Consider the following 24,271-nt stretch of genomic DNA (forward strand, 5'->3'; position numbering starts at 1 on the left):
TCTAAGCTAGCGCGAACCGTACAGACAGTTCCAGCACCGCCCAGGAAGCCCGTGGCACGGCCGCGCCCAATACCAGCCTCCTGCCCGCAAGGGCCGAGAGCATGAGGTACGGCGCTTGATCCGCGACCTCGCCGAGCTGGCCGCCAGCGGTCACGGGAGAACTGCATGACAACCGGCGTTGACACGTCCTTCAACTACCACGACGATTCCGGCGGGAAGGATCCAGACAAGTACAGCCCGACCCTTCGAAGGCATCACCAGATCCTCTGGAGCAAGGAACTGCCCAAGCGCCGCGGCACGTTTTGCCTGGCACCGGAAAGCGGGTCCAAGCTTACCTACCAGTCCCCGCTTGGCATTCTCCGTCTCTCCAGCGATGCCATTACCACCGGGCTCCTGGGCAAGGCCGCGCGCCTCATACGCACCATTCCCGAGACAGAAATTCCTCCCTACGGCGGCTACACAGCAGGAAGCGCCCTCGTGTTTCCGGGCATTCAGGTTGACGGAAAGTGGACTATCAACCAAGAACGAGGCTGCAACTCTAGGATCTCTGACCGTTTTGACCTGACGTTGGAGTGCATCCGCCGCCACTATCTCGGGATCGAGCCGAACCCTCTCCGGGATGTCCTCAACAGATATGGGAAGTTCTTCGATCTGTTCGGCGGCTTCGACGGTTGTGTCGAGTTCTTCCTGCTGCAGGACCTCTTGAAGACGACGGCGTAACTATCAAGTTCTTCCACCATTTCGACGACTTCAAGACGCCCGCGGTCCCGAAAACCAAAGGCGAATATCTGGAATACCTGCACCGGAAAAACGCCTTCATCGCTGCCCGGAACCGCACGATCGACGCCCAGCCGTAGAGCCAAGTCGCTTCAGTTGAGGCCGCGCCGCCGTTCTAGTAGTCGATGGCCTTCCGATCGATGGACTTGAGCGCGGCGAGCCGTGCTTCCACTTCGGTCTGCTCGCCAAGGTCTTCCAGGGAGGCAAACTGCGCGTCGAGCGATGAGGCTGCGAGTTCCTGCTGGCCGCGGACGGTGGCTTCCTGGCGGCGGATGTTCTCCTCGTAGCGGCCGATGGCCGAGGTGGGGTCTCCGGCGTCCAGGGACTTGAGCGCGTCGTTGACCTGGGTTTGGGCTGCGCCGACGCGGGAACGGTTGACGAGCTCGTTGCGCTTGGACGTGAGCTCACCGAGCTTGCCGCGCATCTGGTCCAGGCCCTGCTTGAGCTTGTCAACGACCTCGTTCTGGGCGGCCAGGTTCGGCGCCTGAGCCTTGGCGGTGGATTCTGCAGTCATCTGCCGGCCGATGGCGACCTTGGCCAGGTTGTCGAACTTGTCAGCGTCCACGTGGTTCCCGGCGGCCCGGAACTCGTCAGCCTTGCGGGAGGCAGCGATGGCCTTATTTCCCCAGCTGTTGGCGTCATTCACGGCGCGGTTGTGGTCATCCTCTGCCATCCGAAGGTTACCGAGTGGTGGCGACGGCGGCTTCGGCCTCGCGGATATTCTCCGAGTAGTCGCGGGCCATTTGGTCCAGCATCTTCTGCGGGTCTTCGGCGGAGTCCAGGAGGGCGTTCAGGTTGGCCTTGGCCAGCTGGGCGACGCGGGCGAAAATACTCTGCTTCACAGGGATCTTTCTATCGGTAATGGATTTCGCATCCTATGTGTACTGCACTGCCGGTGACCAGTCTCGGGCGGCGCCGGATCCGCCCTACTAGGCTGGCTACCCAGTTGGTTAGCGCATGCTCGCCGTGATGTGGACGGCGCCCAACACAGCGGGTACGCACCGCGGAAGGCGCGTGGCTGGCGACCCCGTTTAGCCCGTCCCGGTACGCACAACCTTCCAAGCCAGGAGCCCGTGTAGGCTGACCGGACAACAAGCCTGAGGGGGCAGAGCCAATGAAGCACCACCACATCCTTGCCGTCATTCTCGGGGCGGGACTCCTGTTGATCGGCTGCACGTCGACGCCGAAAATCAGCGCTTTGGAATCCCAGTCCAAAGCAGAGGACCGTCTTCCGCCCGGCATCACCGTCTGGCCAGAGGAGGAAATCCCGACCAGCAGCGTGAGGTTCCTTGTCGAGCACAATCAGATCAGGTACTTCGGAGCCAAAAGTGCCGACGGCCACCGGGCCTGCGTAGCCGCCATACAGACCGACAAAGAACCTTCCTGGGTAGGCGGTTGCTCGGACCTGCGCGATGACAGGGAAATCGTCCATGTGAGCGGACTCGGAATAGCCGAGACAGTCCTGGTTTCGGACGGCTTTGACGTCGACAAGCTCATTGGCGAGGGGTGGGAGCCTATCCACAAGAACATCGTGATCAGCACGCCCTGAGCCCTTCCGGACGTGTCTGTAGGACCGTGGTCCATGTCGGTGAGTTTCTGCACCGCAGCCCCACGAGTGTGGTGGCGATCAAGAGTGCTGAGGTTTACTCCACGGGCTGTTCTTTCAGTTTGTCCTGGGTTTTCCGTCGTGGCGAAGAAAATGAGGATGAGTGGGCTGACAAGCACGCCCTGTTCTTTCAGCCAGGGATGGGTTTTCGCCCCCGACGCGATGGTCCCGATGGCGGCCCTGCCCCCGCTCTTCTTCCAGAGCTGCGGCCAACCGCGCTGGCCGGCCTCGGCGTCGGTGGCGGCACAAACTTCTTGATCAACTCTTAGGGACATTCCACTGCCTCCCTTGCGCCAGGTCCCCCATCATGAGGTCAGCTCGCCGGATACTTCCCGGCCTGCCGGGGCAGGGAGGCTGACAGCCCCCTTCTCAGTTCCGCAATGAGGATGGAGCTACCTACGTGATATTCCGTGTAGCACTCGGCCAGGACGGGGAACCGTCCTGGTGGCTTTATGGGGCCAATGGCGAGCTTCTGGCTTGGGCTGGCAGGTACTACGTTTCGCTGGCGTTCGCCCACAAGGAGGCATCAGCGTTCCGGTCAGCAGCGCTGCAGGCGAAGTATGAAATTTACGCCCACCCGGCCGGAGGATGGGGGTGGAGGGCACTGCAGCCGGTGGACTACTACATGGCGTATTCAGCAGCCGGCTTTGTCAGGGCGGCGCAAGCCCGCCACGCTGCCAGGAACATCAAGAAGGCGGCTCCCCGCGCTTCCGGCCTGGAAGGGGATATCGGCTGATTCAGCGAAGAACAAGGGGCAGTCTTCACGCTGTCCAAGGCATTGGTTATGAGGTTGAAGCCCGTGGCCGTGTAGCTTTCGGCCGCGCTTGCTTAGAACTGGCAGGTTGCCCACCATGGAAGTGTGGGTACCAAGGACAGGCGGCAGCGGTACGGATTTGCGCTGTGTCTGCTGATCCCTGTCAGCGCAGCGGCCGGGTGCGTGTATGACTACCCCGAACCCGTGGGCACGCCAATAACTGGCCCCGGACCTGTACACACCCGGAGAGCTGACGCCACGTCGGAGACCAGATCCCCGGAGCCGTACACTGATCCTTTTGTCCTCGCCCAGGAGGTCAAGAACTACGCTGAGCTGGACCGGCTCCTCAAGGCGGTGCCCGGGCCCGTCCTCCTTTTTGAGGAGGGGCCCCTGGATGGCCCGGTCAGGGGCTTTGGCACGACGGCGAAGGTGCCGGCCACCGGGCGCTACACAATCACTGCAGCCTGTGTTGGTACTTCCGGGGCCAAGGTCGCGGTGGGACAGGAGCACCCCGGTGCCCCCTTCCAGCCGGTGGAGCTCGCGCTGGATTGCACCCGGGCCACTTCCCAGGTCATTGCACTGCAGCAGGGGCACGTATTCGCGCATCTGTTGCTCCCCGGCCCCGGCGATACCCCCTGGACAGGGGCAGTGGGCGGAGTACGTGTAACCGGTTGAGGCGCGTCCCGCAGGCTACGCCATTCTTGAGCTCCCCGGCTGATGCCGTCGGATCACCAGCTTCTAGAACTTCCCGTACCGCGCACGGGCCATCGAGTACAGGCCATAGCAGATCAGCCCTGCCGCGATCGCGGCGAGCAGGAACACCCCGTAGGGCTGGGAACCCAGAGTTTTCAATCCCCCATCCAGGCCTGAGGATTTTGATGGATCCGCGGTCGCCGCGGCAAGAATGACAAGGACGCCCACCACTGCGAGAACAACGCCCTTGGCCGCGTAGCCGATGGTACCGATCCATTTGACCGCCGACCGGCCGTTGCCTGGGTCCTCAAGGTCCTTCATGAACTTCCGGGTTACGCCGCGATAGGCATAGACGGCGCCCACTGCGATGATGCCCAGGCCCAAGGCGATCAGGAGCACCACGCCCGCGGGTGCTCCCATCAGCTTGGCCGTAAAGTCGCTCGCGGACTGGCTGGAGTTCTTGCTTCCGCCAGAGGCGAAGACCGCGAAGATGAAGGCAAGGAAGGCGAAGACCACAGCCTTCCCCAGGGCAGCGCCCGCCCTCTGAAGCTTCTTCTTCGACTCTGTCTCGGTGCGAGCTTCGAAGAAGGCCTCGCTGACCATCCACAGAGCCAACGCCGCGCACGCCGCCAGCCCCGCCCACAGCAGCACAGGACCACCCGGTTTGGACGCGATCGACGCTATCGCACCGGACTGGTCCGCTTCGCCGCCCTGGCCACGGTCCACCTGAAGGGCGATCACGCCAATCAGGATGTGGACCAGCCCGATGAAAACGAATCCGGCCCTGGCCAGGACGCGCAGGACGGGACTTCGGCTCGCCGATGCCGCCTCAGATACCGCACGATTAGCTTTCCCCGAGGCACTGCCCATGGCCGGTCCTTCCCGAGATGTATCTGTTGTCGGAAGTCCGCGGCAGCCGGTGCCCACAACCTTGCGGAATACCTCAGTCTAGGTCCACGTGCCCCGTCCCGACAGGTCCGCAGCACCCTCAAACCGGCCCTGGTGGCGATCGCCGTCCAAAGGTGGTTGTCCCGCAATCACCTGCGCCAGTGATCAGGAGGCGGCAAGAACTGAGGCTGGTCGGAATGGTCGAAGGCTACCGGCTCGCTCACCTGCGGCGCGGGGTGCCGGGTTCCGTCGTAGGCTGAACCTCGCAGGCGACGGAGAGGAGCCCGAGATGGCTGGGACGGCATCGGATAGAACGGCGTTGCCCGGGACTGGCGTGGCCGAAGTGATGGCAGAACTGGCCGGCCTTGAGGACCCACGCGCCCGCGAGGTGAACGAAAAACACGGCGATGACCACGGTGTAAACCTCGGCAGGATCCGGGCAGTGGCAAAGCGGCTCAGGACACACCAGGAACTGGCCGTCGAACTCTGGGCTACCGGCGACACGGCAGCGCGCCTGTTGGCACTCCTGATCTGCCGCCCCAAGGCGTTCCGGCGGGACGAGTTGGACGCGATGCTGCGCGCGGCCCGTGCCCCGAAGGTACTCGACTGGCTTGTGAACTACGTGGTGAAGAAAAGCCCGCACGCTGAAGAGCTTCGCCTGGCCTGGCTGGCTGACCCCGATCCGGTGGTTGCCGGCGCGGGCTGGGCGCTGACCAGCGAACGCGCGGCTAAGCAACCCGAAGGCCTGGACCTCACCGTCCTGCTGGACGTCATCGAAGCTGAAATGAAGGACGCCCCGGAGCGGCTGCAGTGGGCGATGAACACCTGCCTGGCCACCATCGGGATCCGGCACGCCGACCACCGTGACAGGGCGGTCGGCATCGGTGAGCGCCTGGAGGTATTCAAGGACTACCCCACTCCCCCGGGCTGCACCTCTCCCTTTGCCCCCGCCTGGATAGCGGAGATGGTGCGGCGGCAGGACACCTGAGGGTTCTCCCAGCCCGTACCGGGCCGCTCTCTGGACTGGCCATGCCCGGCCTCCGGTGCCCGGCCGAAGCAACAGCAGCCGCCTAAGATGGCGTGCATGGATGACGAGGCCCTGGCAGAGATTGCAAACGAGCTCTACGCCAAGCCCTTGGACGATTTTATTGCCGCCCGTGCCGCTGCGGCGAAGGAAGCCGCCGGCTCGGATAAGCAGCTGGGCGCGGCCGTGCGCGGGCTCCCCAAGCCGTCGGTAGCCGCGTGGGCGGTGAACATGCTTGCCCTGCACCAGCCCGATGTGCTCGCCGGACTGGCTGACCTCGGGGGCCGGATGCGCGACGCACAGGCTTCGCTGGATGCGACGGCGTTGCGCGAACTGGGACGTGAGCGCCGCAGCATGCTGGCCGCCGCCGTCGACACCACCCGCTCGGTGGCGCAAAAGCACGGCCGCTCCATCAGCGATGCCATGGCAACCGACGTCGAGGAGACCCTGCGTGCCCTGACCGCCGATGAGGGTGCGGCCGCGGCTGTCCGGAGCGGCCGCCTCCTCAAGACACTCTCTGCCGATGGCGTTAACGCGGTGGACCTTGAGGGGTCGGTGGCAGTTCCGGCGGCCCTGCCGGCAGGGCCGCCGGCAGCTCCCCCTCGTGCCCCGGGGGAAGCGGGCCAGCCACAAAAGGCGAGGACGACGACGGCGGGCACGTCCCGACCCCAGCCCGACCAGCCACGGCTCCAGGCGGTCCGGCAGACCCCGAGGCCAGCGTCACCGCCAGCCCTGGACAAGGCAAAAGCCGCGTTGGCCGAAGCGGAGGCTGCACAGGCTGAAACTGCCAGGCTCGCCCGGGACCTGCAGGACCAGGCGGACGGGACACGCACCGAGATAGCGGAGCTCCTGCAGGAAACGGCCGAGCTCCGGGCCCGCCTCAAAGCGGCTGAGGACCGGCTGGAGCGGTCCCGCAGGAGCCTGGCCTCCACCGCCGCCGAGGCTAAGCAGGCGGCACGGGCTGCGGACAAGGCAGAGCGGACTGCAATGCTGGCGCAGGAGCGGGTCCTGCGGCTGGGCAACCGTGAGGCGTAGGCCTTGATGTGCAACACGCGGACCTGATTCCAAAGAATGTCAGACCCCGGTTGCACACTGGATTTATGGAAAACGAACTCGTGCAGGAATTTCACGTCACCTACTTCGACGCCGATTGCGGACGTACCCGGGCTGAAGTCTTTGACACCTTGGCAGAGGCAGAACGCTTCGCCGGCCGGCACTGCCATGGCGAGGACAGCTGGGCGGTTGTTGACGCTGTAGCGGTCCAGCACCTCAGCATCGCCGCCTAAGGCTCCCGCAGCCCTAAGCGCGCTTAAAAGCAACAATCCGCGCTGCCCGGCAAGGGCCCTGGCAGCGCGGATTGTAGGGGTCCGGCGGGATTACGCGAAGTCGGACACGGCGGGGTCGGCCCCAATCCGGCCCCCGCCGTCCGCCGTGCGGTCCAGCCCATCGATGGACTCGATGTCCCCGGCGTCCAAAGAGACCTTTAGGGCCGCGAAGTTCTCGCGGATCCGGGACTCCGTGACGGACTTGGGAATGACCACGTTTCCGATGGCAAGGTGCCACGCAACGATCACCTGGGCGGGCGTTGCCCCGTGCTTAGCCGCAATGGCGGCCACAGTCGCGTCCTCCAGCAGCTCGCCACCCTGTCCCAGCGGGGACCAGGCCTGCGTCAGGATCCCCTTCGAGGCGCCGAATTCGCGCAGTCCACGCTGGCTGAAGTACGGGTGCAGCTCGATCTGGTGGATGGCCGGGACCACCCCGGTTTCGTCGATCAGCCGCTGCAGGCCGTCCACCGTAAAGTTGGAAACACCGATGGACTTGACCCGGCCGCGCTTCTGGAGCTCGATCAGCGCCTTCCAGGTGTCCACGTACTTATCCTGCTTGGGCTGCATCCAGTGGATCAGGTACAGGTCCAGCGTCTCCAGGCCCAGCCGGTCCATGGACTCCTCGAATGCGGCGAGGGAGGACTCGTAGCCCTGGTCGGCGTTCCACAGCTTGGTGGTGATAAACAGCTGCTCCGGCGACAGGCCCGAGCTGGCAATGGCCCGGCCCACGCCAGCCTCGTTGCCGTAAATCTTTGCGGTGTCGATGTGGCGGTAGCCGGCTTCGAAGGCCTGGCGGACAACCTTCTCCGCCACGTCGTCCTCAACCTGCCATACGCCATAACCAAGCTGGGGGATCTTGTTTCCGTCGTTGAACGTCAGTGAGGGTGAAAGAGTCATGCTTTTATCCTGCCAAACCAGTAAGGCCGGACGTGGGAAACGGGCAGCGAGTAAGCCACACGCTTAACCGGGAATATCTTCGCGTCCGGCGCCCCGGCCCTCCTCCGCAAGGTGCCTTTCGGCGTCGGCCACCTGCTGGAACACCGCCTCGGCACGCCGGCGCACGGACACGGCCCCCACCGGGACGGGACCAACAGCGAGCCGGAGCATGGCGGCGGCTTCCGACGTGGTGGCCAGTGAATTGCCCGCTTTGGACAGAGCCCGATGGACCCCTGCCAGGCCTGGCGGTATGTCCAGTCCCTCGCTGGGTGAACGCAGCTGCGCTTCCACGCAGACAGCCCTGACCCGTTCCAGCAGCGCCGCCAGCTCATTGGCGATCTCCACCAATTCGGCATAGAGCTGGTCGTCCTCCACCCCTTCGAGGACCTGGTGGAATCGGTCCAAGCCCCGGTGAAAACGGTCATGGGCACGGCGCCACAGCCCGTTCCCCAATTCCGCGTCGTCCTTGCGCCCCTGCCTGGCGGCGCTGAAAAAGCCCAATGAACCTAGAGGTACTGTCCGGGACCGTGGTCCGGGTCGTTCGGCTGGCCTGGGCGCGCCGGTGCACCAGGCCGGGTGGCCGCCGGGGCCCGTTGCGGCTCGCCGTTTTCCCCGATCACCACGCCGGGCGCGATTACCGTGCCGGGCGGGAGCTGGCGGAGCTGCAACTGTGCCGCTGCATGCTCGCGCGCCGCGTGCTGGGCGGCGATCGCGGTCTGGATACCGTGGAACAGCCCCTCAAGCCATCCCACCAGCTGGGCCTGGGCTATGCGCAGTTCAGCATCGGAGGGCGTGGCCTCGTCCGAAAACGGCAGGCTGATCCGTCCCAGTTCCTCCACCAGTTCGGGAGCCAGGCCGTCCTCCAGCTCCTTGATGGAGCGCTCGTGGATTTCGGCGAGCCGCCCACGGGCGGCGTCATCCAGCGGGGCGGACTTCACTTCTTCCAGCAGCTGCCTGATCATGGTTCCGATCCGCATCACCTTGGCCGGCTCATCCACCAGGTCCTGCAGGTTGCTGCCTTTGGGTTTGCCGTTATTGGCCGGTGCGGGCACCGGCTGGGTGTCATCAATGGGGGTGCCCTCTACCGGGAGGTCCTCAGGTGCCTGAGTGTCGTTCGGATCGCTCATGCGTTCATACTCTCATGAGCGATCAGCCCGGGACCCACTCCGTGAACCCGCCAGCGCCCTGTCCGCTACCGGCTCAATCATCCCTGCCACGGCCCCATCAGCAGCACCGGCCCTGGGGGTTGGCGTCCTGGCGGTCCGTCCGGTCCCGCCAGAACTCCCGCTCGCTCAGGGGCGGCGTGGCGTGCCCGGCGGCCCTGTGGTGCTCCAGGTACTTGGTGTAGGCATCCGCGCCCAGGACACCGCCGACGTAGCGCGCAAATCCCCGGAAGCCCCGGTGAACGGCAGCGAATGTGTTGCTCATCAGTGGTGTCCTGCCCGCTCGAAGCGCAACTCGGCGGGGACCTTATCCCACTCAGCCAGCAGCTCCCGCTCGGCGGGAGTGGGAATCAGGCCGGCCGGGGCAAACACGCGTGAAGGTTTGGCGGGGTCCTCGTTGTCCTTGACGGCTGTCCCGTGCGCGCGGTTGCGGAACGCATTGACGGTGGCTAGCAGCGCCGTCGCGATCACGATGATGCTGAGCACCACAAAGATCACGGAGAGCCAGCCCTGGATGGCGGTGTTGCGCACCACAGCCTCCATCGCTGCCACGGACTTCGCCGTGCCAAACTCGGTCTTCCCGTCGGCAAGTGCCTTGCTGAAGGCTGCGTTGTTGGCGAAGTACCCCACCGCCGGGGTGGGCGAGAAGATCTTCTGGTAGCTCGCGGTAATGGTGACCACGGCGGCGAAAGCCAGCGGCAATGCCACCATCCAGAGGTACTTGAAGGTGCCTTGCTTGGCCACGATGGCCAGGCAGACAGCCAGGGCAATGGCGGCCAGCAACTGGTTGGCGATGCCGAAGAGCGGGAACAGCGTGTTGATGCCGCCCAGCGGATCAGTGACACCCATCAACAGCACCGCTCCCCAGGCCCCCACCATGACCGCTGTGCAGAGCCAGGCGCCGGGCCGCCAGGAAGCTTCCTTGAACTTCGGGACGAAGTTGCCGATGGAATCCTGCAGCATAAACCGGGCAACGCGTGTTCCTGCGTCAACGGCCGTGAGGATAAAGAGGGCCTCGAACATGATGGCGAAGTGGTACCAGAAGGCCATCATGGCAGTGCCGCCGATGAACTGCTGCATGATGTGGGCCAGGCCCACGGCCAGTGTTGGGGCGCCACCGGTGCGGGAGACAATGCTCTCCTCGCCCACGTTCGCCGCAGTCTCCGAGAGCAGGTCCGGGCTGAGGTTGACCCCGGCCAGGCCAAGGCTGTTGACCCAGGTGGCGGCTGTCTGGACGGTTCCGCCGGTGAGGGCTGCCGGAGAGTTCATGGCGAAGTAGAGGCCGCGGTCGATCGAGATTGCTGCCACGAGGGCCATGATGGCCACGAACGACTCCATCAGCATTCCGCCATAACCGATGTAGCGGGTTTGCCGCTCCTTTTCCACCAGCTTGGGTGTGGTGCCTGAAGAGATGAGGGCGTGGAAGCCGGACAGCGCGCCGCAGGCGATGGTCACGAACAGGAAGGGGAACAGCGCGCCGGGGAACACAGGGCCGTTCTCCCTGCTGGCGAACTCGCTGAACGCCGGAACGGTGATCTCCGGGCGGACCACAATGATGGCCAGCGCCAGCATCACGATCACGCCGATCTTCATAAACGTGGACAGGTAGTCCCGGGGGGCCAGGAGCAGCCAGACCGGCAGGATGGCTGCGATGAAGCCGTAAACAATGAGGCCCCAGGCGATGGTCACCCGGTCCAGGGTGAAGATGTCAGTGCCCCACGAGGTGTCGGCCACGAGACCGCCACCGATGATGGCCGCCATTAGCAGGACAAACCCGATCAGCGAGACTTCCATGACCTTGCCGGGCCGCATGAACCGCAGGTAGACGCCCATAAACAGGGCGATGGGGATGGTCATACTGACTGAGAAGACGCCCCAGGGGCTTTCGCCCAGGGCATTGACAACCACCAGGGCGAGGATTGCCACGATGATGACCATGATGAGCAGCGTGGCGATCAAGGCTGCCGTGCCGCCGATGACGCCGAGTTCCTCGCGGGCCATCTGGCCCAGCGAACGACCGCCGCGCCGCATCGAGAAGAACATCACCAGGTAGTCCTGCACGGCGCCGGCAAGCACGACGCCGATGATGATCCAGATAGTGCCGGGCAGGTAACCCATCTGGGCGGCAAGAACCGGGCCCACCAGAGGGCCGGCGCCGGCGATGGCGGCAAAGTGGTGGCCGAACAGGACGTTCCGGTCCGTCCGCACGTAGTCCTTGCCGTCGGCCTTGTACTCAGCCGGAGTGGCGCGCCGGTCATCCGGCTTGGTGATGTAGCGCTCGATGACCTTGGAGTAGAAGCGGTAGCCGATCAGGTAGGTACAGACCGAGGCAAACACGAACCAGATGGCGTTCACGGTTTCGCCGCGGATGATCGCGAGCATAAACCAGGCCACGCCCCCCAGCAGGGCAATCGCTGCCCAGAGAGCGATCTTTGCGGGTGTCCACTTCTTCTCTTCCGCCTCGCGGACTGCCTCGTCAACTGCCGACGGCGGGAGAGAGGTATCGGTGGCCACCGCACCTTCCCCTCGGGCTGCGCTCCGTCGATGATCCGGTGTTCCGGCCATGTCTCCTCCTTGAGATTCGTCCCCATCTGCTGACAGGCACCCTACCAACGGGGAGCTTGGACCGGACCGTGTTTTGCCGTGATCAGGACCAGCCTGCGCCGAACGGCAGGCACCCGGCGACGAGCGTCGGGCCACACCGCCGTCGAGGGTGCTGCGGATCCCTTGCGCGGCTGCCCGGAGGGCAGCTCCTAACCCCACGGTAAGCCTGCCGGCGCCAATCAGAAAGACCCCTCGCGGGATCCAACGGCCCTGCTCAGGTCCCCGGGGGTCCCACCTCAGGTGCCCATCGCGCGCCTGGACGCCGGCAAACGCGCACGCGTGAACAGCCATGCCAGCAGCGCGCCGGCCAGCGGAACCGCCACCAGGAGTGCCAGCAGCGGCATCCAGGGGACCTCAACGGCCCTGCGCAACTCAGTGGAGCCGGCAATGAGTACCGCGGGCACGGTCCCGGCAACGCTTCCGAGCACGGTCCCCAGACCGGACGTCAGCAGTGCTTGGGAACCCGCAAGGCTTTTCCGCAGGCGCGGAGATGCCCCAATCCCGGCCAGCGTCACATGGTCGGCCCGGGCATCGGCAAGGGAAAGACCCGTGGTGATGCCTGCAGCGCTGAAAGTGATCAGCGCGCTGATGGCAACGATGGACCACATCATCCAAGCGTCCCCCTGCGGGATGCCGGATTCAGCCCAGAATCCCATGGCAGGTTGCTGGTAGATGGCCGCGATCGCGCCGGATGCGGCATCCCTCTCCGCAGCGGAGGGGAGCCTGCTGAGCTGGATCAGGAGTTCAGCCGGCTGGGGATGCAAGTCCAGCCGCTGGGCTGTCTCCGGCGAAACGACTCCGTAGTAAGGAAGGGCAACGGCCGGTTCAACCACCACCGCGGGAAGCGTGCTGCTGGTCACCGTCTCATGCATGTGGGAGGAATCTGCCGGGTCCTGCATCTGCGTCCGCACATCCTGGCCTTCCAGCACCGCCGTCCCGTCCCGGACGAAGACAGGGTTGGTCACCACCATGCCGCCGGCCTCCAGTACCGCCAGTGCCTCAGGTCCGGCCTCGGCGCCGAGCACGGTACTGATCTCGTCCGCGCCGCCCACCAGGATGGACCGCTGGGAGCCCGGCGACTGGGCCAGCGAACCCCGGCAGCGCCAGTCCTGGGGGTCCACCACCCTCCGTTCCGGTGTCACTGGGCACTCGTTGCCGGCAGGCTTGGCGAGCGAATACTGCAGGCAATTGGAGGTGGCCGTCTGGGCTGGCCCCGACAGGTCAATGCCGGGCCCGAAAGCACAGTTGTGGACATATGCGGGAGCACTCACGGTTCTTGTCCAGGCCACGGTGTCCAGGGCCCCTTCCACGGCGGCGGTGAGCTTAGCCGGATCGACGCTGGCTGGCGGCGCCGTGCTGCCATCCGGCAGGATGGGCTGCTCCAAGGAAAGCGGCAGGAATGCCTGGTTTTCCAGCGCGGTCCACGAATGGTTCTCCCGCATCATGGCTTGCTGGCTGGCCGAAAGGACCAGTGCGGCGCTGGCCAGCGTGGCGGCGGCGAGAATGGCGCCTACAGCCGGTACCGTCCGGCCCCGGTTCCTGGCCGAGTCACGGGCAGCCATCCGCAAGGACAGCGACAGGGCGCCCGTCCGCGCGGTCAGCAGGGTCACGAGGTATCCAGCCAGAAGCACCAGTGCCACGACGGCGAGCACGGCACCTCCAATCAGCAGTGAGGTGACCACCGGCAGTTGCCCGGCCCTCTGGTCCGGATCTGCAGCCGACTCCCCCACAAGCCAGCCGCCGGACAGCAGTGCGCCGGCCAGAATCAGCAGCACGGCACCGGCCACGGTGGTTCGCTTCGCACTCCCGGCGGGGGCGCGGCCGGACTTAAGTCCGCCCATGGCGGCCTGCCTGGCAACCTGGTTGGCCGGGGCCATGGCTGCAAGCAGGCAGCACACTACTCCCAGGAGCATGGCCGCCAGCGTGAGCAGGAGGTCAGGATGGACGCCGGCAAAGCGGGCCGAGCCCATGGAACGGACCCAGTGAACCACTGCCGCCCCGGACCCGAGCCCCAGGGCCGCGCCGGAAAGAACAGCGATGCTGCCAAGCCAGAGCCCTGCGGACGTCACCACGGAGCGGACGGTGGGGGCGTCGGCTCCGGATGCTGCCAGCAGCGCCAGTTCCCGGACCTGCCTTTTAGCGCCGACGGCGAAAGCAGCTCCCGCCAGGAGGCCCACCTCCAGAAGCGCCAGGGCGGCGACCAGGCCGAACGTTGTGTACATCGCCACGGCTCCCGACGATGGCTGCGGCGGCGTGACGCCGTCGATGCTGCGCTCGGCCATGGAGGGCGGGTTGAGCACCACGCTGCGGGAGAGCACGCTGACTCCCTGCCGGTTGGCGGCGCGGATCTGCGGCCAGGTCACGGGTTCGGAGCCAACAAGGTAGTACGACATCCAGTGCGGGGATTTTGGTCCTGCATCCAGCGTCGCCTCCGGCACCTGCCCCGGCTGCAGGAAAATCACTGAGTTCCGGTCCGAGGTGCCCGCATCCCGGATGGTTCCCACCAGCACAAACGTTCCGGCCGACGTCGTGATCTCCTCGCCAAGCCCAAGGCGGAACCTTTCCAGGAATCCAGGCGACACCAGTGCCTCGTCGGCTGACCGTGGTGCCCTTCCCGCCAGGAGACTGAACTTGCCGGCGAAGGCAGGATTCAGCGCGTCCACAACCCTCCCTTGAAGGGACACCAGTGCTGCCCCAACCCCCGTGGTCAGGTTGAACTGCCGCAGGGGCAGAACCTCATACCCCGCCGGAATCAGCCTCTGGGGATCGGCGGCCTCGAAATCGGGATCATACTCTCCGGTGCTTGATGCCAACATGGCGTCATTGAGCGGGTCCTGGACAGAGCTGGCATTGGGTGCCGGCAAGGTGCCGAACCGGGCTTGTGTTCTCCCCAGCTCGTAGTCGACGATTTCCTCGGGCGTTCGTTGGGAGCTTTGGTACAGTGTGGCCGCCCCGGTCATGCCGGCAACCGGCAGCATGATCAGGAGCACGATCAGGAGGGATCGCCCGCGGTGCCGCCTGATGTCCCGGCGGGCCACGCGCAGTGCCACACGGAAGCTGCTTAGGCGTCCTTTCGGGGCCGGGGTGAGGTCGAGCCGCGTCACAGTCCGGCCTGGGCCAGGAGCATGGTGGGATCGTGCATCGCGGCTGCCTGGTCCACAATGCGCCCGTCGCGCAGGAACACCACCCGGTCCGCCCACGCGGCATGCCGGGCCTCATGGGTCACGAGCATCACGGCGGCACCGGCATCAGCCCTGGTCCGCAGTACTTCCATAACCCCGTGGCCGGTGGTGGAGTCAAGGGCTCCCGTGGGCTCGTCGGCGAGGATCAGGCGCCGTTGGCCCACCACGGCCCGTGCAATGGCCACGCGCTGCTGCTGGCCGCCGGACATCTGGTCCATAAAGCGGTCAGCGAGTTCTGGAATCCCTACCTGCCGCAGGGCATCCAGCGCCTGCCTACGGGCTTTTTTCCACGCCGTGCCGTCCAGTTCCAGCGGCAGTGCCACATTCTCGGCGGCCGTGAGCGTGGGCACCAGGTTGAAGTCCTGGAAGACGTAGCCCACGGCACGCCGCCGGAGCCGCGCCAGGTCGTTCAGCCCCAGTCCCGCCAGGGGCGTCGATTCCACAAAGACACCGCCAGACGTCGGGTGGTCCAGTCCCCCGGCCAGCGCCAGCAGGGAGGACTTTCCAGAGCCGGACGGCCCCATCACCGCAACGAACTCACCCGCTTCGATGGTAAGGTCCACATCGCGCAGGGCCGCGACCGACGTGGCACCTTCACCGAAGGTCTTGCTGACCTTCGCAAGTTCCAGGACCTGCTGCGGCCCCTGGACGCTCACCGGCGGCTGTCCGCGTTGAGCGGGGCGGCGTCTTCCGTGACCCCGTTGGACGTTTTGCGCGCCTGGCCCGGCCCGGCTGACTGCGCCTGCTGGACCATCCGGGCCTCACACAGGTCGAGCCAGCGGACCTCCGCTTCGGTCTGGAAGATCAGGGAATCAAGGACCAGCAACCAGGCAGTGTCCGCCGAACGCTGATTGGCGGTGGTGTCCCGCCGTGCCTTGGTGTAATCCTGCAGGGCCCGCATGGAGGCCACGCGCTGGGCCTGGATAATGGACTGGACATCCACTCCGGGCAACGTGACCGCGAGCGCCAGCTTGATGGCGAGCTCGTTCCGCGGCGGGTTGTTCCGCTCCACCGGGGCCGCGAACCAGTTCGTCACCTCCGCCTTGCCCGCGTCGGTGATGCTGTAGACCACGTGCCCGTCGCCGTCGTCGCCTTCCTTGGTGACCAGGGCGTCGCGCTCCAGCCGGTCCAGGGTGGTGTAGACCTGCCCGATGTTCAGGGGCCAGGTGGCCCCGGTGCGGCTCTCGAACTCGACCCGCAGCTGGTAGCCGTACCGCGGCTGGTCCTGCAGCAGGGCGAGGAGGCTGTGGCGGATGGACATTGGTGCTCCTTGCGCTTGGAAAGCGTCGGTATGCACAGTCCCCCAAGGCCTGTGCATACCGCGTATGGCACTGAGCCTAGCGCAGCGCTCTCTGAAGGGCAATACTCAGTATCTATCGGCCCGGGGCCGGCAGTTAGACGAGCAGGAGGATCTTGCCTACGTGGTCACCCGTATCAAAGTAGGCGTGGGCTGCCTGGACCTGCTCCAGCGGAAAGGTCTTAGCCACAAGGGGGCGGATCCGTCCGTCAGCGACCATGGGCCAGACGGCGTCACGGACAGCGGTCATGATGGCGCCCTTTTCCTCCACCGGCCTGGGCCGCAGGGCGGTGGCCACCACCGCGGCGCGCTTCTTCAGCAGCTGCCCGAGGTCCAGCTCCCCCTTGGTGCCACCCTGCAGGCCGATCACCACCAGGCGTCCGTATTCAGCGAGCGCATCCACATTCTGTGCGAGGTACTTGGCGCCAACGACGTCGAGGATCACGTCCGCGCCCCGGCCGCCATTCTGTTCGCGGAGGCTCTCAGGAAAGTCCTCTTCGGCATAGTTGATGGCGATATCCGCGCCCAGGAAGGCCTTCGCGGTTCCCACCTTTTCGTCCGTGCCCGCCGTCGTCGCCACCTTGGCGCCCAAGGCCTTGGCCAACTGGATGGCCATGGTCCCGATCCCTCCGGTGGCACCGTGGATCAGGACAGTTTCGCCCGCCTGGAGCTGGGCAGTCATCACCAGGTTGGAGTAGACGGTGGCGGCGACTTCCGGCAAGGACGCCGCCGTGACGAGATCGACGCCCTCGGGAACCCGCAGGACCTGCTCGGCGGGGACCGCCACCTGCTGGGCATAGCCGCCACCGGCCAGCAGCGCCACTACTTTGTCGCCGAGGGAGAAAGGCTTGCTGACTCCGGTGCCAAACCCGGCTATCCGGCCGGATACCTCCAGGCCGGGGATCTCTGAAGCGCCCGGCGGGGGCGGGTAGAAGCCCCTGCGCTGCTGCACGTCCGCCCGGTTCAGGCCGGCGGCAACGACGTCGATCAGCACCTCCCCCGGTCCTGGTACCGGAGTGTCTGCCTCGCGGACCTCCAACACCTCCGGGCCGCCCGGCTCCGAAATATAGACGGCTTTCATGGAACACTCCCGTTTCTGACTGAATACTCGCTGCAACCAGTGTGCACCGGGCACCTTGTTCGCCTCTGTTTTGTTGCAGGCAAGTGCCTATGAAACACTACTAGTCGAGGAAGGTTGTCCGAGCGGCCGAAGGAGCTAGTCTTGAAAACTAGTGTGCGGTAACCCCGTACCAAGAGTTCGAATCTCTTACCTTCCGCGATTGGGACCCCTGTCCGCCAGCATGCTGGCAGGCAGGGGTCCTTCGTTTTCTCCACGGCAGCCAAAAGCGGCGGCGGCCATTGCCAGTGTCAGACCCTGCGCATAGCCTCTTGGTGTCCCAGCGGAACGAAGATCGGCACGCCCCCGCAGAAACGCGTCCCTCACCTCAGCCCTGCACGGGACGTCGTACTGAACGTGTCACGAACACAGGAGATTGAAACGGCACATGCCGGAATCATGGATGCTTCCGGCTACCGCCCCGACGAAGCCCCTCCCACCGCACCGGTCAAGCCCGCCAAGTGGTACGACGTCCTGGGTGGATCCGTTACAGCATCGCCTGGCTGCAGTACCAGGCGTGCCTGCGCGGTTAGGAACCCAAGGCAAAAGCACGAGGTGCCCCTTCCCGGCAGTCCAGCCGGGGAGGGGCACCTGCTTTGTTGCGGGGTGTAATCGAATTAGCCCGGCAGCACCACCGTCTCCGAGTACGTGGACGAGTCGCCCTTGATGGCCGTGCTGCTGCGGCCATCAACGCCCACCGGGATGTCGCCGGCAATGGTCACGCGGTTCAGCGTGCGGGGCTGGCGGTCATAGTTGTCCGGGGCGTAGTGCTGGGTGATGCGGTTATCGAACAGGACCAGCTGGTCCGGCTCCCAGTTCACGCGCACCACGTTTTCGGGGCGGGTGATGTACGCCTGCAGGATGCGGAGGATGTCCTTGGACTCGGTGTTGGACAGCCCCACGATCCTCAACCGCTGCGCGAAACCGCCAATGAACAGCCCGCGCTCCCCCGTCAGCGGGTGGACGCGCACCACGGGGTGTGCGGTTTCGAAGTGGATCCGGGTGAACTCCCTGCGCCGCTCCTCCGCATTGGCATGCTCAAGGTTCTTCGGCACGGAGTAGTCGTAGTCGTTGGTGTGGATTGCCCAGAGCGTGTCGGCGAAGTTCCGGAGCTCATCGGGCAGGTCCTGGTAGGCCCCGGCCGACGACGAGATCAGGGTCTCCCCGCCGTACGCCGGCAGGGTGACGCTGCGCAGGGTGGATGCCTGGGGCGGGTTGACCACAAACGTCACGTCTGTGTGCCAATTGTTGGCGCTGCCGTTTTCGCTGTCGACGGGCAGCACCGCAGGCTTCCCGTCCACGGATGCCACCGTGGGGTGCGCCTTGGTGAGCGGACCGAACCGGCTGGCGAACCGGACCTGGTCTTCGTCCGTGCGGACGTTCGCCTCCCGGAACACGAGTGCTTTATGGGTGTTCAAGGCTTCGCGGATCTGGGTGATCGTGTCGTCACTGAGCTCGGCGCTGAGGTCCAGGCCGCGGATTTCGGCACCGATGCGGGCGCCCAGCTTGGTGAATTCGAGTTTGGTTTCGGTAATGACGGTCATGGTGGTTCGTTGCCTTTCGTGCGGTTGGTTCAGTTGATTGGGTTGGTGTTCAGTTGCCGGAGCCGACGGCGGTGCGCCAGCGGGAGAAGTGCCGTTCCAGTGCCACGAGCAGGACGTTCACCAGCAGGCCGAGCACCGAGACGGTAAGGATGCCGGCGTACATGTCCGGGATCAGGAAGCTCATCTGGGAATTGACGATCAGGTAGCCCAGGCCCGCTTTGGCGCCGACCATCTCCGCGGCGATAAGCACCAGGATGGAGGAGGTGCCGGCCATCCGGATTCCGGTGAAAATGGTTGGCACAGCGGACGGCAGGATCACCTTCTGGAAGAGCCGGAAGCTGCCCAGCCCCAGGGACCTGGCCGCCCTGATCAGCAGCGGGTCGACCGTCCGGACACCGGCGATGGTATTCAGCAGCACCGGGAAGAACGCAGCGTAGGCCACGATGGTGATTTTCGATTCCTCGCCGATGCCCAGCAGCAGGGTGAACACGGGCAGCAGCGCCAGGGTGGCAGTGTTGCGGAAGAGTTCCAGCAGCGGGTTAAGGAACGAATGCAGCCAGCCGTACCAGGCAATCAGGAGTCCGAGGACGACGGCGGACACCACCGCGATCCCAAAGCCGGACACCGACCGGGTCACGCTGGCCTGCAAGTGGTTCTGCAATTGCCCCGTGTCCAGAAGCCTGGCACCTGCCGTCAGCACTTCGTGCAGCGGCGGGAGGAACACCCTGGTGGCCGGGGCCGCCAGGAACGTCGGGCCGAATTCCCACAATGCAAGGAACAGCACCACCGCGAGCGATTTCCAGCCCGCCCGTGCGGCAAGGCCTGCCAAGGCAGCCAGCCCGGCTGCCGCCGTCGGGCGTGGCTCTGTTGCGCGCGCTGATGGTTCGGCCGGGCGGGAAGGGTCGACGGCGGCGGCCGCCGTGTGCGGTTGGGTCAGCAGTGCGCTCATCAGGCAGCGCTCCTTTCAGCGGGCTCTTCGTCGGGGGCGGTGCCGTCCGGAAGGATCTTCCGGTGGCCGGAGTCCTGGGCCAGCCGGACCTCGTCGTGCAGGAGCGACCAGACCTGGTGGCGGTGTTCCACAAAGGCCGGGTGGGAGCGGATGTCCTCGTCGCCGTCCCGGTCCGGGATGTTGATGTCAACAATTTCCTTGAGCCGGCCCGGGCGGGCACTGAGCACTGCCACGCGCTGGCCAAGGTAGACAGCCTCGTCGATGCCATGCGTGATGAACACGATGGTCTTGCCTGTGGCTTTCCAGATCCGCAGGAGCTCGTCCTGGAGCTGTTCGCGGGTCTGGGCGTCCAGGGCCGCGAAGGGTTCGTCCATCAGGAGGATGTCCGGCTCATAGGCGAGGCTCCTGGCGATGGCCACGCGCTGCTTCATACCGCCGGACAGTTCGTGCGGATACCGGTCCTCGAACCCGGCCAGGCCCACGAGGTCCAGGAATTCACTTGCCTTTGCGGCCCGCTCCTTCCTGGACAGTCCGGTGTTCTCGAGGCCGATGGAGACGTTGGCCGATGCCGTGCGCCAGGGAAACAAGGCGTACTGCTGGAAAACGACGGCCCGGTCCTGGCCGGGGCCTGTCACAGGCTTGCCGTCCACCAGGACGGTTCCGGAGGTGGGGCTGGAGAGCCCGGCGAGCAGGTCCAGCAAGGTGGTTTTGCCCGAGCCGCTCGGGCCCACCAGGGTGAGGAACTCACCGGCGGCAACGTCCAGGCTCAGGTCTGACAGGGCGGTGAGCACCGTTGGCCCTGCCTGCCGCCGGCTCGCCTTGCCCTTTCCCTTGGCCTGGCGGACGGCAAACTCCTTGGTCACGTTATGAAGTCTGATCTTGGGGGTCATCTCTTATCCTTTGGCGGTTGCTGCCGGCGCGGAGGTCTCCAACAGGTTGAACTCGTTCGTGTAGAGCTTGGTGGTGTCCAAGGCGCCGTTGATGATTCCGGCGGACTTCAGGTAGTCCTCCCACCGGGTGAAGTCCTGGTCCTGGATCCGCCCTCCCGGCGATGCCACGCCCACGCTCTTCCAGTACTTCAGCGCCTCGGTGCTTTCGTTGCGGCCGCGCTTGGCAATGATGTCCTCGAACTTCGCGATGACCTGCTCCCGCGGCGTGGTCCGCTCCCATTCGATGGCTTGGGCCACTCCGGTCACCAGGGTGCGGCTGGTCTCCGGGTTCCTGGCCAGGAAGTCCTTGCGCAGGACGTACTGGCCCGCGTCGAATGGTCCGCCGATTACCCCGACGTCGGTGAAGAGGGCCCGTATGCCGCCCTCGGCGAGCGCCCGGTCCTGCAGCACGCCGCCCAGGGTGCCCACGTCCACCTGCTTCTTGCGCAGGGCCACCTCGGTTTCGTTGGGCGGCACCACCACGAGCTGAACCTGCTTGATTTCGTCAGGCGTGAGCCCGCTGTTCTTCAGGTACGTGGTAATCACCGCTTCGTGGTGGGCGCCCAAGGTGTTGACGGCAATCTTCTTGCCGATCAAGTCCCTCGGGGTTTTGATCGGGCTTCCTTCCTCCACGTAGTACCCGGTGAACGTGTCATTGTCCTCGCCGTAGTAGTTGACGACGGCCTGGACCGGCGCGCCGGCCTGGATCAGCTTGGTCACCGCACCGGTGAACGCACCGCCGATGTCCGTCTGGTCGGTGGCGACCGACTGAATGCTCTGGGGTCCGCTGGTGGTGTTGCTGACCCACTGGAGTTTCACGTCGCCCAGGTAGCCCAGGTCTTCGGCCACTTCCAGCAAGGAAACGCTGTTGGGTGAGCCCTGGTAGCGGACGGTTTTTGTTTCCGTGCCGCCACCTTCTGCGCCTGGCTGGGCCGTTGCCGGCCCTCCGCACCCGGACAGCGCCAGCATGAGTGCCGCGGCGGCAGCGATGGCTGCTGCCACGCCTGCGGCGGGGCGGGTTCGTGCGGGGAGGGGTCCGTGTGTCATGGTGCTGTACTCTCTGCTGTTCGTCGGGAACCGGCGTAGTTGCGGTTCGGCTCAGTTGCGGGTTCGGCCCGGGCTGGCCGTGGGGACAACTAGAACAGGAAAGAATCCGGGGCAGAAGTAGCTGGTTAACCCTTGGAAATCCCGGGAAATCCGGGGAAATCCCAGGACGTGCGGCGTCATGGGACGTTCCGTGGCGTTGGCTGCTGACCCTCGGGGACACCGAAGGCAACACGCCGAAATACCGGTTAATACCCTGTAAGGGAAACGGGCCACGGAAGGTCACGTTCGGCCACGCGATGTCCCGCGGCGACTTCCGGGCGCAACGAATGGAGCCTGCGAGCGGGCGGATTTATGGGGGCCCCTGGCCCCCGGCGCAAGTCGTAATGGCCGCAGCCCGCCAAGCCCCTCCGGGAAGGCCAAATTATTTCTTCCCGGAGGCGGTGGATGTTACGTGTGGACGTCAGGCTCCCAGGATGGCGCCGGCGATCTCGTCAGCGTCGCGCAGGGTCCGCTGGCCGCTGCGGTAGTTCGGGCCGCCGGGCTGGAAGGCCTCGGCGGCAATGGCCGTACCCCACTGGACGGACGAGAGCTGCAGTCCCAGGACGTACAGGCCTTCCGTCACGGAACCGTTGGCTGCCACCGGGCGGTAAGGGTGCGGCTCCACGTCCAGGCCGGTGGACTGCACGGGGGCACCCTCCACGGTCATCATGAGGCGCGGCCGTACCAGCCCGTCCGCCAACAACTGACCCAGGAGGGGTGAATCGTTGGCGGAGACCCTGTTGCCCGGCGCCAGTGCCTCCACCATGGTCTTTGCCGCCACCGGCCGGTCATCCACCCACGGCGAGGCCGCGGTGAAGACGCGGTTTTTCCGGTCCACGGCGAACTTCGGATCGGGCCCCACGAAGCTCACCACCCCGGCACTGGCCAGGGCAGCAAGCTGCTCGGCACGCAGGGCCGGCGGCCCGCTGGCGAGCCCTTCCACAAATGATTCAAACCAGCCACGCAGTCCCGCCACCCACGATTCGTCGGTGATGCCGCCGTCGGCCGCTGCTGTTTTCAGGACGGCGCGGCCGTGGTGCAGTGCCCCGATGGCCATCTTGACGGGGTCATCCTCGCCGAGGGCGGACCGGCGGGCATCATCGAGCAGGTAGTCCACGACGGCGGCGTCCAGTTCGGCGCGGGAGGCAAAGGAGCGTCCTGCCAAGGGTGCGGCGAGCGCCGGCAGGTCCAGCCGGTGCCGGGGCCCGACGTGGACGGCGAGTACGCTGTCCACGCTGTCTTCCCAGTTCGCGGCGCTGTGGGCGTGCGGGTGGAGGGCTTCGTCAAGTGCGGCCAGGAATGCCGCGGGGTCTGGGACGGCGTTTGGCTGCGAGCGCACCAAGGTTGAGTAGTACGCCCAGAGCGCGTCGCGGTGCAGGAGCGGCCAGAAGTCGTGGTCGAACGCCGGGCGGATGCCTGCGGTACGGAAGCGTTCCAGCGCCGCCTCGGTGAAGTAGCGCAGGGTGACCGACGCCGGGTAGTAGCCGCTGAGCGCCGCCTTGGCACGGTAGGGCGTCCCGCGCCGGGAGGCCGCAATGATGTGCGGTTCCTGGCCTGAGGGCTCGTAGCGGAGCGCCGTGCCGTTGCTGAGGAACTTTCCGCCGCGGCCCTCGGTCAGCTGGACCATGGTGTCGAAGAAGTTCAGCCCCATCCCGCGGACCAGCACGGGTTCGCCGGCCGGAATCCGGGACCAGTCCACGTCCGCAGGAACCGCCGGCGGCAGGTACTGCAGGCCCAGCTGCCCCGCCGCGGCCTGCAGCTCCCGCTGTTCCGGGTTGAGCCGGGAGGGGATGTGGCCCAGTGCGAGCACCACGGATCCGGTGTGCAGCGATTCCCCGGTGGCCAGGCCGACGTCGAACGTTCCGCCGCCTGCGGGGCGCACGGACATTGCCGACGTTTCGTGGAAACGGATGGAGACGCCGTCGGGCAGGTTTCCGGTAAGGTCCTCCACGATTCCGCGCAGGTAGCGGCCGTACAGGGCGCGGCTGGGGAAATCGCTCGCTTCCAGGACGGCAAGTTCTGCCAGCTCTTCCTCGGTCAGGGAAGGCGAGGGATTTTTCCGCTGCCAGGCCCGCCACTGCTCAAAGGTTGTACCGGCGATCGGCGCCGCCAGGGCGGGGTCCTCCGGGATCAGCGTGGGGTAGAAAGACTGGGTGTTCATCAGGAACAACCGCGGCTGCTGTGGCTGCCACACGTGGCCGGGGCCCGCGGGATAAGGATCAATCACATCGATGTGGAGAGGCGCCAGTGCGGAACCTGAAGCGCTGTGCGCGGCATACCGGGCCAGCAGCCGTTCCAGGACGCTGGTGCCCCGCGGACCTGCCCCGATGATGGCGGTCCGTATGCTTTGCCTTATTTCCACGGCATCCAGCGTACGGGCTGAAAACAAAGTATGCG

21 protein-coding genes, 1 tRNA gene and 2 pseudogenes are annotated in these 24,271 nt (G+C 65.8%); 8 read left to right on the forward strand and 16 right to left on the reverse strand.

Annotation, left to right across the window (positions count from 1 at the left end):
• Positions 1 to 165 precede the first annotated feature (165 nt).
• Positions 166 to 857: pseudogene (locus AC5RVY_RS05640) on the forward strand (DUF6994 family protein).
• Between the two features lie 35 nt (positions 858 to 892).
• On the opposite strand, the pseudogene AC5RVY_RS05645 reads toward AC5RVY_RS05640, so the two are convergent.
• Positions 893 to 1,619, reverse strand: a pseudogene (locus AC5RVY_RS05645) (PspA/IM30 family protein).
• Between the two features lie 272 nt (positions 1,620 to 1,891).
• Between AC5RVY_RS05645 and AC5RVY_RS05650 the strand changes: the two are divergent.
• The 3 genes from AC5RVY_RS05650 (at position 1,892) to AC5RVY_RS05660 (ending at position 3,812) form a co-directional block, all read left to right on the forward strand.
• On the forward strand, positions 1,892 to 2,326 hold the full coding sequence (locus AC5RVY_RS05650; protein WP_493953742.1) for a hypothetical protein: 435 nt from the start codon (positions 1,892 to 1,894) through the stop codon (positions 2,324 to 2,326).
• A gap of 457 nt (positions 2,327 to 2,783) precedes the next feature.
• Positions 2,784 to 3,119 (forward strand): hypothetical protein, encoded by a 336-nt coding sequence (locus tag AC5RVY_RS05655; protein WP_493953743.1) that lies wholly within the window; start codon positions 2,784 to 2,786, stop codon positions 3,117 to 3,119.
• Between the two features lie 123 nt (positions 3,120 to 3,242).
• Positions 3,243 to 3,812: a hypothetical protein gene (locus AC5RVY_RS05660; RefSeq protein ID WP_493953744.1), complete on the forward strand. Its 570-nt coding sequence runs from the start codon at positions 3,243 to 3,245 to the stop codon at positions 3,810 to 3,812.
• A gap of 63 nt (positions 3,813 to 3,875) precedes the next feature.
• Here the strand turns inward: AC5RVY_RS05660 and AC5RVY_RS05665 are convergent, their stop codons facing one another.
• Positions 3,876 to 4,700 carry a DUF1206 domain-containing protein gene (locus tag AC5RVY_RS05665; protein WP_493953745.1) on the reverse strand — a complete coding sequence of 275 codons (825 nt, stop codon included), beginning with the start codon at positions 4,698 to 4,700 and terminating at the stop codon, positions 3,876 to 3,878.
• Between the two features lie 307 nt (positions 4,701 to 5,007).
• On the opposite strand from AC5RVY_RS05665, the gene AC5RVY_RS05670 reads away from it, so the two are divergent.
• The 3 genes from AC5RVY_RS05670 (at position 5,008) to AC5RVY_RS05680 (ending at position 7,028) form a co-directional block, all read left to right on the forward strand.
• The gene (locus tag AC5RVY_RS05670; RefSeq protein ID WP_493953746.1) at positions 5,008 to 5,706 is read left to right on the forward strand and encodes a DNA alkylation repair protein; all 699 of its coding nucleotides are present in this window, start codon (positions 5,008 to 5,010) and stop codon (positions 5,704 to 5,706) included.
• Positions 5,707 to 5,802: 96 nt separating this feature from the next.
• Positions 5,803 to 6,777 (forward strand): hypothetical protein, encoded by a 975-nt coding sequence (locus AC5RVY_RS05675; RefSeq protein WP_493953747.1) that lies wholly within the window; start codon positions 5,803 to 5,805, stop codon positions 6,775 to 6,777.
• A gap of 65 nt (positions 6,778 to 6,842) precedes the next feature.
• Positions 6,843 to 7,028, forward strand: coding sequence for a hypothetical protein (locus AC5RVY_RS05680; protein ID WP_493953748.1), 186 nt, complete (start codon positions 6,843 to 6,845; stop codon positions 7,026 to 7,028).
• Positions 7,029 to 7,118: 90 nt separating this feature from the next.
• Here AC5RVY_RS05680 and AC5RVY_RS05685 read toward each other — a convergent pair whose 3' ends face one another.
• From AC5RVY_RS05685 to AC5RVY_RS05725, 9 genes are all read right to left on the reverse strand, one after another.
• Positions 7,119 to 7,964, reverse strand: coding sequence for an aldo/keto reductase (locus tag AC5RVY_RS05685; RefSeq protein ID WP_493953749.1), 846 nt, complete (start codon positions 7,962 to 7,964; stop codon positions 7,119 to 7,121).
• A gap of 63 nt (positions 7,965 to 8,027) precedes the next feature.
• Positions 8,028 to 8,504 carry a hypothetical protein gene (locus AC5RVY_RS05690; RefSeq protein WP_493953750.1) on the reverse strand — a complete coding sequence of 159 codons (477 nt, stop codon included), beginning with the start codon at positions 8,502 to 8,504 and terminating at the stop codon, positions 8,028 to 8,030.
• Positions 8,505 to 8,509: 5 nt separating this feature from the next.
• On the reverse strand, positions 8,510 to 9,130 hold the full coding sequence (locus tag AC5RVY_RS05695) for a bacterial proteasome activator family protein (protein WP_493953751.1): 621 nt from the start codon (positions 9,128 to 9,130) through the stop codon (positions 8,510 to 8,512).
• Between the two features lie 97 nt (positions 9,131 to 9,227).
• Positions 9,228 to 9,431 carry a YbdD/YjiX family protein gene (locus AC5RVY_RS05700; RefSeq protein ID WP_493953752.1) on the reverse strand — a complete coding sequence of 68 codons (204 nt, stop codon included), beginning with the start codon at positions 9,429 to 9,431 and terminating at the stop codon, positions 9,228 to 9,230.
• A complete protein-coding gene (locus tag AC5RVY_RS05705; protein ID WP_493953753.1) occupies positions 9,431 to 11,731 on the reverse strand; it encodes a carbon starvation CstA family protein in 2,301 nt (766 codons plus the stop codon). Before AC5RVY_RS05705 ends, AC5RVY_RS05700 begins: the two co-directional genes overlap by 1 nt.
• 275 nt (positions 11,732 to 12,006) lie before the next feature.
• A complete protein-coding gene (locus AC5RVY_RS05710) occupies positions 12,007 to 14,820 on the reverse strand; it encodes an FtsX-like permease family protein (RefSeq protein ID WP_493953754.1) in 2,814 nt (937 codons plus the stop codon).
• Between the two features lie 50 nt (positions 14,821 to 14,870).
• The gene (locus AC5RVY_RS05715) at positions 14,871 to 15,608 is read right to left on the reverse strand and encodes an ABC transporter ATP-binding protein (protein ID WP_493953755.1); all 738 of its coding nucleotides are present in this window, start codon (positions 15,606 to 15,608) and stop codon (positions 14,871 to 14,873) included.
• Positions 15,605 to 16,213, reverse strand: coding sequence for a PadR family transcriptional regulator (locus AC5RVY_RS05720; protein WP_493953756.1), 609 nt, complete (start codon positions 16,211 to 16,213; stop codon positions 15,605 to 15,607). Before AC5RVY_RS05720 ends, AC5RVY_RS05715 begins: the two co-directional genes overlap by 4 nt.
• Positions 16,214 to 16,346: 133 nt before the next feature.
• Positions 16,347 to 17,330 carry an NAD(P)H-quinone oxidoreductase gene (locus AC5RVY_RS05725; RefSeq protein ID WP_493953757.1) on the reverse strand — a complete coding sequence of 328 codons (984 nt, stop codon included), beginning with the start codon at positions 17,328 to 17,330 and terminating at the stop codon, positions 16,347 to 16,349.
• Positions 17,331 to 17,438: 108 nt separating this feature from the next.
• Between AC5RVY_RS05725 and AC5RVY_RS05730 the strand changes: the two genes are divergently transcribed.
• Positions 17,439 to 17,526, forward strand: a tRNA-Ser gene (locus AC5RVY_RS05730).
• Between the two features lie 457 nt (positions 17,527 to 17,983).
• Here AC5RVY_RS05730 and AC5RVY_RS05735 read toward each other — a convergent pair.
• The 5 genes from AC5RVY_RS05735 to AC5RVY_RS05755 all read right to left on the reverse strand — a co-directional run bounded on the left by AC5RVY_RS05735 (position 17,984) and on the right by AC5RVY_RS05755 (position 24,236).
• Entirely contained in the window at positions 17,984 to 18,910 is a 927-nt protein-coding gene (locus AC5RVY_RS05735) for a TauD/TfdA dioxygenase family protein (protein WP_493953758.1), read from the reverse strand.
• Positions 18,911 to 18,959: 49 nt separating this feature from the next.
• The gene (locus AC5RVY_RS05740) at positions 18,960 to 19,859 is read right to left on the reverse strand and encodes an ABC transporter permease (RefSeq protein WP_493953759.1); all 900 of its coding nucleotides are present in this window, start codon (positions 19,857 to 19,859) and stop codon (positions 18,960 to 18,962) included.
• Positions 19,859 to 20,749 carry an ABC transporter ATP-binding protein gene (locus AC5RVY_RS05745; protein ID WP_493953760.1) on the reverse strand — a complete coding sequence of 297 codons (891 nt, stop codon included), beginning with the start codon at positions 20,747 to 20,749 and terminating at the stop codon, positions 19,859 to 19,861. The genes AC5RVY_RS05740 and AC5RVY_RS05745 overlap by 1 nt, the downstream gene beginning before the upstream one ends.
• Before the next feature lie 3 nt (positions 20,750 to 20,752).
• Positions 20,753 to 21,835 carry an ABC transporter substrate-binding protein gene (locus tag AC5RVY_RS05750; RefSeq protein ID WP_493953761.1) on the reverse strand — a complete coding sequence of 361 codons (1,083 nt, stop codon included), beginning with the start codon at positions 21,833 to 21,835 and terminating at the stop codon, positions 20,753 to 20,755.
• Between the two features lie 460 nt (positions 21,836 to 22,295).
• Positions 22,296 to 24,236, reverse strand: coding sequence for an FAD/NAD(P)-binding protein (locus tag AC5RVY_RS05755; RefSeq protein ID WP_493953762.1), 1,941 nt, complete (start codon positions 24,234 to 24,236; stop codon positions 22,296 to 22,298).
• Positions 24,237 to 24,271: the final 35 nt, after the last annotated feature.

The organism is Arthrobacter sp. Ha26, assembly GCF_059091705.1.

Excerpts from the sequence above, each read along its gene's own strand:
- AC5RVY_RS05650 (WP_493953742.1), top strand. The coding sequence starts at position 1,892 with ATGAAGCACCACCACATCCTTGCCGTCATTCTCGGGGCGGGACTCCTG.
- AC5RVY_RS05665 (WP_493953745.1), bottom strand. The coding sequence starts at position 4,700 with ATGGGCAGTGCCTCGGGGAAAGCTAATCGTGCGGTATCTGAGGCGGCA.
- AC5RVY_RS05670 (WP_493953746.1), top strand. The coding sequence starts at position 5,008 with ATGGCTGGGACGGCATCGGATAGAACGGCGTTGCCCGGGACTGGCGTG.
- AC5RVY_RS05675 (WP_493953747.1), top strand. The coding sequence starts at position 5,803 with ATGGATGACGAGGCCCTGGCAGAGATTGCAAACGAGCTCTACGCCAAG.
- AC5RVY_RS05680 (WP_493953748.1), top strand. The coding sequence starts at position 6,843 with ATGGAAAACGAACTCGTGCAGGAATTTCACGTCACCTACTTCGACGCC.
- AC5RVY_RS05685 (WP_493953749.1), bottom strand. The coding sequence starts at position 7,964 with ATGACTCTTTCACCCTCACTGACGTTCAACGACGGAAACAAGATCCCC.
- AC5RVY_RS05695 (WP_493953751.1), bottom strand. The coding sequence starts at position 9,130 with ATGAGCGATCCGAACGACACTCAGGCACCTGAGGACCTCCCGGTAGAG.
- AC5RVY_RS05700 (WP_493953752.1), bottom strand. The coding sequence starts at position 9,431 with ATGAGCAACACATTCGCTGCCGTTCACCGGGGCTTCCGGGGATTTGCG.
- AC5RVY_RS05705 (WP_493953753.1), bottom strand. The coding sequence starts at position 11,731 with ATGGCCGGAACACCGGATCATCGACGGAGCGCAGCCCGAGGGGAAGGT.
- AC5RVY_RS05720 (WP_493953756.1), bottom strand. The coding sequence starts at position 16,213 with ATGTCCATCCGCCACAGCCTCCTCGCCCTGCTGCAGGACCAGCCGCGG.
- AC5RVY_RS05725 (WP_493953757.1), bottom strand. The coding sequence starts at position 17,330 with ATGAAAGCCGTCTATATTTCGGAGCCGGGCGGCCCGGAGGTGTTGGAG.
- AC5RVY_RS05735 (WP_493953758.1), bottom strand. The coding sequence starts at position 18,910 with ATGACCGTCATTACCGAAACCAAACTCGAATTCACCAAGCTGGGCGCC.
- AC5RVY_RS05740 (WP_493953759.1), bottom strand. The coding sequence starts at position 19,859 with ATGAGCGCACTGCTGACCCAACCGCACACGGCGGCCGCCGCCGTCGAC.
- AC5RVY_RS05745 (WP_493953760.1), bottom strand. The coding sequence starts at position 20,749 with ATGACCCCCAAGATCAGACTTCATAACGTGACCAAGGAGTTTGCCGTC.
- AC5RVY_RS05750 (WP_493953761.1), bottom strand. The coding sequence starts at position 21,835 with ATGACACACGGACCCCTCCCCGCACGAACCCGCCCCGCCGCAGGCGTG.